The sequence below is a fragment of the Flavobacterium sp. GNP008 genome (genome assembly GCF_056428965.1).
Genome location: NZ_JBWJVL010000003.1, coordinates 115,518 through 127,870, shown reverse-complemented (window position 1 = coordinate 127,870; position 12,353 = coordinate 115,518). Strand labels below are relative to the sequence as shown.

Genomic DNA, 12,353 nt, shown 5'->3' with positions numbered 1-12,353 from the left:
TTTTGAGTTGGTTATATTAAACAAAAATCATAATAATTTCTTAAAAAAACAAATTTATCTCACAAATAACTGAATTGACATTTTTTATTTTTTTTACTCAAAAGATTAGATTACTTCATTATTAGCTACATTTAGTCTTCATTATGTATTAATAATTATCCAAAAATTTATATTTTTGTCAAAATTAATTTAATGTTAAGCCCTTTTTTTTTAACACCAAATTTAGAAACAGGAACAGATGAAGCAGGACGCGGATGTCTGGCTGGACCCGTTACTGCGGCAGCTGTGATACTACCTGTAAATTTCCAAAACGAATTATTAAATGATAGTAAAAAACTATCTGAAAAAGTTAGAGAAAAATTAAGACCTATTATTGAGCAACAAGCCATATCATTTGCTGTAACCCATCTTGAGCCATTGATTATTGATGAAATAAATATTCTGAATGCCTCTATAAAAGCGATGCAGGAAAGTATTTTAAAATTAGATCCAAGACCTGAATCTATTATTATAGACGGAAACAGCCCTTTGATCCCTAAAGGAGGAATCAAAAATCAAAGCGGAACGATTTTTACCGACGCTGAAATTGAAATTCTAAATTCGATTCCAAATACCAGTATTATAAAAGGAGATGCTAAATTCATGAGTATTGCAGCCGCTTCAATATTAGCAAAAACGTATCGGGATGAATATATGAATCGCATTCATGAAGAATTTCCAATGTACAATTGGAAACAGAATAAAGGCTATCCTACTAAAGAACATAGGGAAGCTATTCGGATTTATGGAGTTACAAAATACCACCGCATGACGTTTCGTTTATTACCGGAACAGTTAAAATTGGATATTTAGATTCTTAGACCTCTTTAAAACCCAACAATCTCAATTATCTAATAATCGAGCATTCAAACAAATGGGAAAAATGTTTCAGAATTTTTTCTTTCACTTCTTTTTCATTGACTTTTTCTACTCCAAGTTCTACATTTAATGAAGTCACCGCTTTACCGCGAATACCACACGGAATAATATTATCGAAATAACCTAAATCCGAATTTACGTTTAAAGCAAATCCATGCATCGTTACCCAACGGGAAGCACGCACGCCCATAGCACAAATTTTTCTTGCAAATGGAGTTCCCGTACCCAACCAAACTCCGGTTTCGCCTTCACTTCTACCACAAGCAATTCCATATTCTTGCAGCGTTAGAATAATGGCTTCTTCCAGAAAACGCAAGTATTTATGAATATCAGTAAAGAAATTTTCAAGGTCAATAATTGGATAGCCCACAATTTGTCCCGGTCCGTGATAGGTAATATCGCCACCCCGATTGATTTTGTAGAAAGTAGCTCCCTTGGCTTCCAATTGTTTTTCAGATAAAAGCAAATTACTCAAGTCCCCACTTTTTCCCAAAGTATACACGTGAGGATGTTCCACAAAAAGAAAGTAATTTGGAGTTTCTAAGTCAAGATCTTCTCTGCGATTTCGAATTTTCAAATCAATAATTCCTTTGAACAATTCTTCTTGGTATTCCCAAGTTTCCTTGTAATCTTTAGTTCCTAAATCTTGAAGTTGGATGGTTTTATTCATATGTAATTGCTAGGAACGAGGCAATCCTATTTCGTTCCCTTATTTTTGAATCGCAAAGGTACAAAGTTTTTAAGAGAAGTTACTGAGAAGAAAAACTTCCAGTTAAGTTACTCTAAAACAACTTCGAGATTAGTACTCTCAGGGTTTGCCAAACAATCTGCTATTAGAAACTGTAATTCCAATGATTTTCTATCTTCACTGATTTTTGCATTCGAATTGGATATCGTCTTTATTTTTCTGGAAAAATAATACTTTAAAACATAAGGCTGCGTGATTTTAAATTTAGAACCTTGCGTTTTGTATCCTTCAATCTTATCCTGCTGTTTTTTTAGCTCAGATGCATCAGTAATTTTTACTATCCTTTTAAAAACATTTCCATCAAAAACATAACTCACACTATAATAATGCTCTTCGGCAACCAGTGCGTAATTATTTTCTATATCATCCGCATATTCTTCGGTTTTGTATAAATCCGCCACTTCCTGTATTGTATTAAAATTTTGACTGATTGTTGTTCGGAATTCTTTCTCGTAAGAACTTTTCTTGATATGAACGTTAACGGTTGCATATTTTTGAAAAACAGCCTTTTCGGATGCTGGAAGCTTTGAAAATGTTTCCGAATATTTCGTTATAAAATCCTTGAAAACGTATGTTGTATCTTCGAATTTTTCTTCTTTTGAATAATTTTCACCCGCTAATTGCATGTAACTGTGTTCGTCTCGAAGCGATTCGATTTCTATTTTTCCCGTTCCGTCTTGATTTAAATGGATGGTTTCGGTGATTTGACAACTTGTAGCGAATAGTCCTAAAAGCAACAAAGCGTAAATTTTATTTTTCAATTTTTATGATTTTGAATCGTTATTTTTTACCAAATGTAAATTAATAACTACAATCCTTAGCCCAGATAACAGTGGAAATCCTTTTTATTTTATGTTTAAAAATAAAAAGATTATAACGGAAAGCTGGAAATAGCCCCAAAAAACGGTTAGCACTTTGCTACTTTGCTACTTATACAGTATCTTTGCGCTCTTAAAAACAGCATAAAATGGCATTATCCGAACAAGAAATATTACGTAGAGAAGCACTTACCGAATTACGCAATTTAGGCATTGAGCCTTATCCAGCAGCCGAATTTATCACAACCGCATATTCTAGCGAAATCCTAACCGATTTCGAGAAGTACGAAGGAAAAGAAGTTGTTTTAGCAGGACGTTTGATGGGGAAGCGCATCATGGGGAAGGCGTCATTTGCAGAATTAAAAGATGCTGAGGGACGTATTCAAATTTATGTTTCCAGAGATGATATTTCGACTGATGAGGAGAAAACAATGTACAACGTAGTTTTCAAAAAACTATTGGATATTGGCGATTTTATTGGAGTTCGCGGAACGGTTTTCAAAACACAAGTTGGGGAAATCTCAGTTCATGTTTATGGATTGACGGTTTTGGCAAAAGCCTTGAAACCGCTTCCGGTAGTAAAAACGGATGCCGATGGTAAAACACACGATGCTTTTGCTGATCCGGAACAAAGATACCGTCGTCGGTACGTGGATTTGACCGTGAACGATCACGTAAAAGAAACGTTTATCAAAAGAACAAAACTGTTCAATGCGATGCGTAGTTTCTTTAATGACAAAGGTTATCTTGAAGTTGAAACGCCTGTTTTACAACCAATTCCCGGTGGTGCTGCAGCGCGTCCTTTTATCACACATCACAACTCGCTTGACATGCCATTGTACATGCGTATTGCGAATGAGTTGTACTTAAAAAGATTGATTGTTGGTGGTTTTGAAGGAGTTTATGAGTTTTCGAAAAACTTCCGTAACGAAGGAATGGACCGTACGCACAATCCTGAATTTACTGCCATGGAAATATATGTAGCCTACAAAGACTACAATTGGATGATGAAATTTACTGAAAACTTATTGGAACATTGCGCCATTGCAGTAAACGGAACTAGTGAAGCGACCTTTGGAGAGCACACTGTGAACTTTAAAGCGCCCTACGCAAGAGTTACAATGACGGATTCGATCAAACATTTTACCGGTTTTGATATTTCGGGGAAAAATGAAACAGAGTTATTTGACGCTGCAAGAGGTATGGGAATTGATGTAGATACCACGATGGGCAAAGGAAAATTGATTGACGAAATCTTTGGTGCTAAATGCGAAGGAAACTACATTCAACCTACATTTATCACGGATTATCCTAAAGAAATGTCACCACTGTGCAAACAACACCGTGATAACCCAGAGCTGACAGAACGTTTTGAATTAATGGTATGCGGTAAAGAAGTGGCTAATGCCTATTCAGAATTGAATGACCCAATTGATCAAAGAGAGCGCTTTGAAGAGCAAATGAGATTGTCTGAAAAAGGAGATGATGAAGCCACGGGAATTATCGATGAAGATTTCCTGAGAGCATTAGAATACGGTATGCCACCAACATCTGGATTAGGAATTGGAATGGATCGTCTGATGATGTTTTTAACTAACAATGCTTCTATTCAAGAAGTATTATTGTTCCCTCAAATGCGACCAGAAAAAAAACAAGTTAAAATTGAATTAGAAGACGATGAGAAATTCATTGTCTCCTTATTACAAGGAAATGAGAATCAAATGGAATTTGGTCTACTAAAAATTAAATCAGAATTGAGCGGTAAAAAATGGGACAAAGCCATGAAGAATTTATCTTCTTTAGGCTTGACTGAAGTTGTTGTGAATGGTGACAGTAAAGCGTGCCGATTGAAAGAGTAAGCTTATTCAAAAATATATTTATAAAAAAAGGAACTTCGTTATGGAGTTCCTTTTTTTATAGAATAAACTAAAAAATTACAAACGATACTAAATACGATGTAATCACATAAAAAAGCCGGCTATAAAAGAGCCGGCTTACTAATTCAAATAAAACTTAAGATTAAAATCCTAATCCAACAGCCATTGCTGTAGCTTGAATATTTATATCAGAAACCTTAGTTGCAGCACCCGTTGCCATGTTAATACTGTATACAGAAGTAACATTGTTTACTTTCAATAAAGCAAAAGCCGTAGCACTATTTCCACCAATATCAAATCCGCTATCTGCATCAACATTTACCCCTAAACTTCCAATAGAAACTAATGTCCCATTATTTGGTGGGTCTTGACGCAATAGCATATCCGTTTGTGAGTCAATTACAAACAAAGCTGTTGTAGTTGCTCCAGCAATATTATTTGTATAAGCAGCACCCGTTATAAATGGTGTTCCAGGATTTAAATTACCGTCAACTGCGACTACTGTTCCCAAATCTGGGTGTAAACGTAGGTTTTGACCTGTATTACTTACTAATCTTATTCGGTCTACCGTTGGATTAAAATCAAAACCAAAAGCAGTACCTGACAATCCAGGTATCAATGTAGATCCAACCACTGTTAATGCTCCACTTGCAGTATTCACAGAAAACAATCTGCTTTGATTTGAGATCGCATACAATGCTCCATTTGCTGGTCTAAAATCTAAACCTACAATACTTTCGCTTGCAGCTAAACCAGTTAATCCTACAGAATTATTATTCCCACTTGTAGGATTAAAACGAACCAACATATTTCCAGTAGTTGTTGCATAAGCAATTGGATTAGTCTTAAATGCTAAACTTATTACTGGAGCAGTGAATTTACCAACATCAACGGCTTTTCCTGTAGCTAAATCAATTGTATACAATGTGGATGCATTAGCATTGTTTGTTACAGCAAGAGCAGTAGAATTATCCGCTAAAATATCCATGTCCCCTACACCTTGAAAGTTAACTCCTAAGTCACCAACAAGTTGAAGTGTTCCGTCGTTAGGCGGCGTTTGCATATATAATTTATCTTGTTCAAAATCAATATCGTACAGCATAGTTGCTGAAGCTCCCGCCACACTATTGGTATATGCTATAGCACCAATTTTAGCATTTGCACCACCATTAATAACACCATCAGTTACCACAACGGTTCCTAATTCTGGATGTAATCTTAAATTTTGACCTGAATCTGTTACCATACGAATTCTATCTACTGTAGGATTAAAATCTAACGAGGCATTACCTCCCGCAAGTACAGGCAAGAAAGATCCTGCACCTAGTGCCGTTGCCACTCCGCTTTTTTCATTGATAAAGTAAAGACGGCTAGAGGAGCCTAATGCATACAATTGCCCAGTTGCTGGTCTATAATCAATACTGACAATAGTCTCTGATGCAGCCAAACCAACAATTGGAGTGGTTGAAGTTGGAGTTACTAAATTTCGTGCATTGAATGTAAGAATGGTATTATTACTTGCTAATGCCGTAAAATTCACATCCGGTGCTATAACAGCAGGCATCATCACATCATTATTATCATCATCATTGCATGAAATTGCGGTAAAAGATATCAGTGCAAGTCCAAAAATGGTAGCGAATCCTAAATTAAGTTGTTTATTTTTCATCGTTGATTTATTTAGTTATAATATTACATACGAAGTATACTTTATTATGGTTTTAAAATTTTGAAAAAAATTTTGAATAACTATCTAAATTGGAACTGATTACAAGAACAAAAAGCTGCTTCAACTTGCACGAAATAAACAGATTCAGATCCTATTGAGAACATAATAGTGCTAATTAAAAAATTTCATTAAACTCTTTTTTATTTTACAAACTATAATTAAAGTTAACACTCCATCGATAATTTGCTTCTACATTGCCACCGGTAAGGTTTTGATTGATAGGCAACATTGCATTAGCTCCAAAAGAAAGTCTTTCCTTCCCGACTTCGAAACCAATTTTTCCAAAAAAGATATCACCGTTTGTATTTCTTAATTTTTGATTGTGCTGGTAATTGCTTTCATAGACTTCCCCTGCAAAACCTAGTTGTGGAACAATAGAAAAGCTATCTATCTCGTATAAATAGAAAAAAGTTCCTGCATAATTCAACTGATTCCCAAAACGGTAATTTTTTTGATTTTCTGTTTTTATTGTATAATTCAGCATGGAGTTCAAACCAAATTGCCTTCTTTTAACCACGTATTCTGTTGCCAAAAGATAATCCCAACTTCCTGTTCCTACCTGAAAACTTGGATTTATACTTCCGGAATTCGCTTCATTGAACTTTCCGGTTGGCACTTTTATTCCACCTCCCAATTGCAACGTATGCACCAAGAAGGTGCTGTCTTTAAGCGTTTGATACAAACGATACATCGCCAAAACGGTGATGTCGCCAAATCCATTGATGTTTTTATTGCCTGTTGCGGTCTCTCTTTCATGAAAATGATACGGTAGTAATACCGAAAGCTGAACCGTTTTGCTAACCGGAATTCGGCCCCAAACCTGAACGGTATTGAAATTTTCTTTGTACCAAGGCGAATTGCTGTACAAGCCATCCCTGGACTTGTATTGTTGATTGAAATACCGAATCCCAACGAAATTAGAGTTTAACATTGAGGCAAATCCCATGCTTCCGCCGCTGGCTGAGCAACCGCAAGCATCACAAAAATCCTCTTCTTCAAGAAAGAAATGGTATTTTGTAAATGGATAAACAGTGTTTAAACTATCTTTTTCGGTGGCGTTTGCCAATTGAAAAAGTAGTAGCAATAATAGTGCGTATTTTTTCATATTTGTTGTTTTTAGCCCTGATGGAAACGGAAAGCCCGGAGCGCAAAAAGCTTGTTTTTCTTGTCCTGAAAAAGCGACCAAGGGAAGCTTTTTCAGGACTTAGAAAAACGGCTTTTTTAGTGAGGACTTGTAGTGTACAGCAGGAAATAGCTTCTGAAATTAATATTCGGAAAAGCGTTTGTCCGTTAGGTATTGCATGTCAGTTAATGTTTTAAGAAAAGCAATTATTTTTGATTTTTCGGTTGTTGTCAAAGGAATTCCAAGCGATCCATTTTTATTTAAAATTGGGTCTAAAGTAGCTAAATTTACTACTCCGGAATTATAATGTTCTAAAACAGCTTCCAATGTAAATAGTCGTCCGTCATGCATGTAAGGAGCTGTTTTTTCTATGTTTCTAAGACTTGGCACTTTAAACGTGTACTTGTCCTGAGGTAACTCGGTGACGCGAAAACGACCAATATCATCGATAGTAGGATTGACTTGCAAGCCATTATTTCTAAAAGAATTATCGGTAAACAAATCTGTGGCGTGACATGAAGCACATTTTTGATTAAAAAGTGCATATCCCTGTTGTTCCTCCTGCGTGAGCGTTCCGCCCGATTCATTGCGGCGATACTTATCAAAACGGGAATTAGAGGACGTGATCATAACCATAAATTGCCCCAAGGCTTTGAGCATGTTCTCGGAATTGATTTGACTATCAGAAAAAGCCACTTTGAATAGCTTTTGGTACTCTGGATCACTTTTCAGCATAGCAATGGCTTTAGAAAAATCGCCATTCATTTCAATGGGACTCGTAAACGGAATAATGGGTTGCAGGTCTAAATGTGTCGTTGCTCCATCATACATAAAAGTGGTTTGATAGGCCAGGTTCTGGATGGGTGGCGTGTTTCGGGTTCCTATGGCGTCATCTACACCGTGGCTCAAAATATGTCCGTGATGCGTAAAAGCATCTTCCTGAATATGACAAAATCCACAGGAAACAATCCCATCTGAAGCCAATCGACCATCATAAAAAAGCTTTTTTCCGAGTTCAAATCCTTTTTCGGTAGGTGGATTATTTGCTAAATTATAGGCCAAAGGCGGAAAATTAACCGGGACTTGAAAGTCCAAAGGAATATTCAGATACTCTTCGGAATCAGTTGAACAAGACCACAGTAACGGAAAAATAAGCAATATGATATATTTTGCGTTCATTTTATATTTTAAAAAAAAAGCGGTGAGAGATTTAATTTCAAACCGCTTTCACATTGAAATTTAGTCGTTATGAACGTGATCTATTGTAAACATCGAGGAAATATTAGCGGTAACTAACGCTACTTTAGCGCCACCCATCACGGTTGCTGCTTCTGAAAAATTGATTTTATTGGCTCCATCAATAAGCTGAGATAAATCAGCCATAATGTGAACTTGAGGCGTAATTGTAGTTCTCACCAAAGCATTTTCAGGAAAATCTAAAGTAACTTCTGTGTAGTTATAATCCGTCCCGGTTTGTCCGGTATGTACTTTAAATTGCGTAGCCGTTCGCACTGTAGATGAAGTAAAAGAACCTTCGAAAGCCACGAATTTATAACCAGCACTCCAAGACCACATCATTCCAGCACTTTGGGCTACTGCCAAGAAATCGCCTTGGCCGGTTGCTCCTGCTTCCCACTGTGTTTTATCAACTCCAATTCCGTATTTTACTTTAGTGTAATTTCCAGCAGGAATATTAGAAAGAGTCAACGCCAAAGTTGCAGGAGTCAGTTCATCTATAATAAAATAACTCTGACTTTTTGGGTAGACAAACGTCGTTCCATCCGCTTTTGTCAAGACAATATTACTTACAATATACATCGCTTTTGATGCTGCAATGACTTCACCATTAGCGTTTGTATAATTTGTATTCATAGCAAAATTAGCAGATTTGTAAATATTGTCAAATTTAAAGATGAGGTTTCCGTTTCCGGTACTCATTTCAGAATCATCGGCATTTGAACAAGAAAACAATATTGCAGCAATAACTACTACAACCAGTATATTTTTTAATTGAAATTTCATTTCTTAGGTTTTATTTTAAATATAGGTATTGATTTACATACCATTTTTGGACTATTTATTTCCAAAAAACAGCAAACAGAATTTCATCCGTTGTATAAAACGGAAGAAAAAAGCACACTACGTGCCTAAAAATTTAAGAAATGAAAGTGGGTGGGCGAAAAATTGAAGCACTATTCAAGTGAAAGTATAAATTAGAATAGCATGGGTTTATTTTTTCTTTGGTACCAAAACAAACGGGTACAATTACAAAAGATTTAATTTCCTCAAAAATGAGTACGTCAAGTATTGGAGAAGTTCCTTTTTTATCCGAAGAAAGAGGCTTTTCAGCATTAGAAACTTTGGCCAATTCTTTCATCAAATGACATTTCCCGTTACATTGCATTTTAGGTTTGTCCCTATTGATACAAAGCACTTTTGAAATGTATTCATAATTCACGACATACTCTAAAACCGGCAGAATGGGTTTTAAGAGCATCATTAATACAATTATGAATATGATTTTTTTCACGGCGCAAATTTACAACATCATAGCGTATAAAAAAATGTTTTTAAATAGAATAATCTGGTGAAAATTATTCTATTTAAAAACAAATATCTGGAGACTTTATGCTAATTTTAATTCGGGTATTTTAATCTCATACAATTCTAATTTATAGGAATTAAATTGACTAAAAATATCTTTTTTAGTACTTTCGAAAAAAGGAGTTGATGAAAATAAATCTTCATAATAAGCAATTCCTTGTAGTAAATTATTTTTAAATAAATTCCATTTTTTAATTTGTCCTAAAGTTATTTCTTCAGTAACGGCGGTAATTTCGTTTTTCAGATAATCCAAATACATCTTTAACTCTTTCACAAATAAATTTGGTCGATTGTTCACCGTCAGTACAGAAGCATTTCCATAAATATGCTGTACCATTCTAGACAGTGAAACTTCTTGGTCAAAATAAGCCATATTGGGTCCTGGACAAATGATTACACCTTGAGCCTGCCCTCTTATTTTAATGTCATTTTCAAGATACGAGGCATTGGCTAAACCCACACAAAGACAAGCTTTCTCCGTAATGCTGTTTTTCTTTTTTTCGAAAACCCCTGCAGTTAAAATATCTTTTTGTTGTAATAATTCTTCCAGTTTCAAGTCTTGGTATTTCTTAGAAGAGGTACAAATTCCTTTCATATCGTATTCTTTACTTAACGCCAAAAATCGTTTTGGACATGAACTGCCTGCTTTGCTTTCCACAATTCGTTTAAATTTTAATTTTTCATTCGTGGTTCCTCGCAACGTATTGAAAGGAATTCCCAACGGTGAAATATGACTTAAATACAAATCATCTTCTTTGGCTCCAGCCAATAATGCTCTGGTATGTTTATCTACCGAAGTGGCCTCGGGAACCAATAAAAACGGTGAACCCCAACCCACGGAATCAACTTTATAAGTTTCCAATAGAAAATCATGTTCTTCAGCAGTCCCTACACCACCTTGAACTGCGATTTTTAAATCTAAAGGTTGTTCCTGAACATGCCTTTCTTTTTGTCCTAACGCTTTTACCATCAAGCCATGGGCAGATTGAATTAATTGGTCTTTTTTCTCTTTGAATTCTTCTAGAATTGGTCCTAACAAATAGCCTTCAGTAGCAAAAGCGTGTCCGCCGCAATTAAGTCCAGATTCGATTCGATATTCAGAGACCCAAAGTCCTTTTTTAGCTAAAAAATTTCCTTGAATCATCGCTGAACGGAAATCACTTACTTTCAACGTGATTTTCTTTTTTAGCATGTTGCTCGAATCAGGGAAAAAATCTGTAAAACTTTCGAAATAACTGTATAATCTTGGATTCATCCCCGCCGATAAAACAACAGATGATTCTAATGTACTATTGACAAACCCACGAAGGGCTGCATGTGCATCATTAAAAATAATTGGCAATTGTTCCTCTTTGATGAAATTATCCTTATCGAGTTTAGTCATAATATTAACATCTATATTGCCAGGATAAAGATTTTTCTCCAGATAATTTTTGATATTTTCTTTGAAAGCAAAACCATCGCCCATCAAATTTTGTAAACCTGTTTTAATCTCGGATTTGTTGGGTAGCATGGCGATGAAATTCTCCAAGGCTGATTTACTTTCGGATAACTCCACTTTGAATTTTTCAAATTTTTCCTTGACGATTTTATCTACCAAATTCAAATAAGAAGTAATGCGTTTTGCGCGATAATCATGCATTTTTAGGGTAATTTCCTGATAAGGAAGATTAAATTTCTTGCTGTAAAAAGCATTCATTTTTTCGATAAGATCATCATCCATAATAGAAATTACAGACGATATTCCATACTGAGCCACTCGTATCGGACTATCAATTGTATAAGCGAGTCCCATAACCGGAATATGAAAAGTATGAAGTGGATTACTTTTTGTCATGCTATAATAATTTAAATAAATAAACCACAAAAGTCGAGAAACAAAACCGTATAAAAACTGATAATTATCATGCTCTAAAATCTATAAACAGGACTTCTTTAATACCTTTTTCTACAAAAAAACAATTTTATTTTCCTATTTAATCCTAAAAATAAAACGATAAACTTTTGTTAACGATTAAACTTTTAAAACCTATCCTTGTCTTATACCTATAAAACTTAAAACAAGACAAATGAAAAAATTATTTATCGTTGCATTATTAGTTGTCGGAATGACAAGCTTTGCACAGGAAAGAAAAGCAAGACCAGAGAGAGCCAAAATGGAGCAAATGACTCCAGAGCAAAGAAATCAGTTGCACTTGAAAAAGATGACTTTAGAATTAGATTTGAATGCTTCTCAACGAAAAGAAATAAGTAAAATTATCGCTGAACAAAGCACCAAAAGAGAGGCTAAAATGACAGAGAAAAAAGCAACTAAAGATTCCGCTAAAAAACAACTTACTACTGACGAACTTTATGCTAAAAAAAGCCAAATGTTAGACGAGCAAATTGCGATGAAAGAACGAATGAAAAAGGTTCTTTCAGCAGACCAATATAAAAAATGGGATGACCTGAAAGATAAAAGACACCACGGAATGAAAAAGAGAATGATGCACAATAAAGACGGAAAACTAGCAAAAATGGGTGATGAAAAATAATC

The 12,353-nt window shown here is 35.2% G+C and carries 11 protein-coding genes; 3 read left to right on the top strand and 8 right to left on the bottom strand.

Features of this window, described 5'->3' with window-relative positions; translation table 11 throughout:
• Nucleotides 1–192: 192 nt before the first annotated feature.
• Nucleotides 193–852, top strand: a complete 660-nt coding sequence (gene rnhB, locus AC0608_RS10005; RefSeq protein ID WP_478288971.1) for a ribonuclease HII — start codon at nt 193–195, stop codon at nt 850–852.
• Between the two features lie 34 nt (nt 853–886).
• Here rnhB and lipB read toward each other — a convergent pair whose 3' ends face one another.
• Entirely contained in the window at nt 887–1,588 is a 702-nt protein-coding gene (lipB, locus tag AC0608_RS10000) for a lipoyl(octanoyl) transferase LipB (protein ID WP_478288970.1), read from the bottom strand.
• 107 nt (nt 1,589–1,695) lie between these two features.
• Nucleotides 1,696–2,427, bottom strand: coding sequence for a hypothetical protein (locus AC0608_RS09995; RefSeq protein ID WP_478288969.1), 732 nt, complete (start codon nt 2,425–2,427; stop codon nt 1,696–1,698).
• A 206-nt stretch (nt 2,428–2,633) separates the two neighbouring features.
• On the opposite strand from AC0608_RS09995, the gene lysS reads away from it, so the two are divergent.
• Entirely contained in the window at nt 2,634–4,343 is a 1,710-nt protein-coding gene (gene lysS, locus AC0608_RS09990) for a lysine--tRNA ligase (RefSeq protein ID WP_478288968.1), read from the top strand.
• A 160-nt stretch (nt 4,344–4,503) separates the two neighbouring features.
• Here the strand turns inward: lysS and AC0608_RS09985 are convergent, their stop codons facing one another.
• The 6 genes from AC0608_RS09985 to AC0608_RS09960 all read right to left on the bottom strand — a co-directional run bounded on the left by AC0608_RS09985 (nt 4,504) and on the right by AC0608_RS09960 (nt 11,654).
• Nucleotides 4,504–6,030 (bottom strand): DUF4394 domain-containing protein, encoded by a 1,527-nt coding sequence (locus tag AC0608_RS09985; protein ID WP_478288967.1) that lies wholly within the window; start codon nt 6,028–6,030, stop codon nt 4,504–4,506.
• 205 nt (nt 6,031–6,235) lie between these two features.
• Complete coding sequence (locus AC0608_RS09980; protein ID WP_478288966.1) at nt 6,236–7,195, bottom strand: transporter family protein; 960 nt, start codon at nt 7,193–7,195, stop codon at nt 6,236–6,238.
• 159 nt (nt 7,196–7,354) lie between these two features.
• Nucleotides 7,355–8,392 (bottom strand): cytochrome-c peroxidase, encoded by a 1,038-nt coding sequence (locus AC0608_RS09975; protein ID WP_478288965.1) that lies wholly within the window; start codon nt 8,390–8,392, stop codon nt 7,355–7,357.
• A gap of 60 nt (nt 8,393–8,452) precedes the next feature.
• Nucleotides 8,453–9,235, bottom strand: a complete 783-nt coding sequence (locus AC0608_RS09970) for an MbnP family protein (RefSeq protein ID WP_478288964.1) — start codon at nt 9,233–9,235, stop codon at nt 8,453–8,455.
• Between the two features lie 133 nt (nt 9,236–9,368).
• Nucleotides 9,369–9,743, bottom strand: a complete 375-nt coding sequence (locus AC0608_RS09965) for a hypothetical protein (RefSeq protein WP_417958461.1) — start codon at nt 9,741–9,743, stop codon at nt 9,369–9,371.
• 96 nt (nt 9,744–9,839) lie between these two features.
• The gene (locus AC0608_RS09960) at nt 9,840–11,654 is read right to left on the bottom strand and encodes a hypothetical protein (RefSeq protein WP_478288963.1); all 1,815 of its coding nucleotides are present in this window, start codon (nt 11,652–11,654) and stop codon (nt 9,840–9,842) included.
• 232 nt (nt 11,655–11,886) lie between these two features.
• On the opposite strand from AC0608_RS09960, the gene AC0608_RS09955 reads away from it, so the two are divergent.
• On the top strand, nt 11,887–12,351 hold the full coding sequence (locus AC0608_RS09955; protein ID WP_478288962.1) for a DUF4890 domain-containing protein: 465 nt from the start codon (nt 11,887–11,889) through the stop codon (nt 12,349–12,351).
• Nucleotides 12,352–12,353 lie beyond the last annotated feature (2 nt).